Source organism: Novosphingobium capsulatum NBRC 12533 (genome assembly GCF_001598375.1).
In the GTDB taxonomy this organism is placed as follows: Bacteria; Pseudomonadota; Alphaproteobacteria; order Sphingomonadales; family Sphingomonadaceae; genus Novosphingobium; species Novosphingobium capsulatum.
Genome location: NZ_BCYV01000061.1, coordinates 1 through 790, shown reverse-complemented (window position 1 = coordinate 790; position 790 = coordinate 1). Strand labels below are relative to the sequence as shown.

The 790-nt window shown below is 68.0% G+C and carries 1 pseudogene; it reads left to right on the top strand.

Going from position 1 to position 790, the window contains the following annotated elements:
* Positions 1 to 33: 33 nt before the first annotated feature.
* Positions 34 to 790 (top strand): annotated as a pseudogene (locus SCA01S_RS21545) (Ti-type conjugative transfer relaxase TraA); the annotation flags it as partial.

Below are 790 nucleotides of genomic sequence, written 5' to 3'. Positions count from 1 at the left end.
GGCACGCGCTTGTTTGCCGAGCAGGACCGCATCATGTTCCTGCGCAACGAACGCGAACTGGGTGTGAAGAATGGCATGTTGGGCACCATCGAGCGGGTTGATCGCACCGGCATGGCGGTGCGGCTCGACGATGGCCGCGCCGTGGCGTTCGACCACAAGGACTATGCCGACCTCACCCATGGTTACGCTGCCACCGTACACAAGGCGCAAGGGGCCACGCTTGACCGGGTCCATGTTCTGGCCACGCCGGGGCTCGATCGCCATGGCGCCTATGTCGCGCTCTCGCGGCATCGTGATCATGTCGAGCTGCATTACGCCAGGACCGACTTTGCCGACCGCGATCGGCTGGCCGCGCGGATGTCGCGCGACCGGTCCAAGGACTTGGTGCGGGATTATGCCGGCAAGGAGCAGGAACAGCGAGAACGCAAAGCGGAGCCGGCCCTGCAGCCACCAGCCCAGGCAGAACCCGAACGCAAGCAGGGGCGCTTTGCCGGGCTGCGGCTCAGCGTGCCCAGCTTTGCCAGGCCGCTGGCCCAGGGCCAGCAGGCAACCCACGAACACACCAAGCCGGCCTTGGCCGCAGCGCCGCACATCCAGACCAGGCCCAGCCTCGACCAGGCGGTCGAGCGCTATGCCCGCGCCACGGCGGAGATCGACCGCATGACCAGACAGCAGCTCCCCGCGCTCGAATACCAGAAAACCGCGCAGGCCCGCGCCGCCCAGGCGCTCGATGCCCTGCCCGGCGGCAGCGCGCGCGATCTCGACACCGCCTTCCAGCGTAATCCGAGCC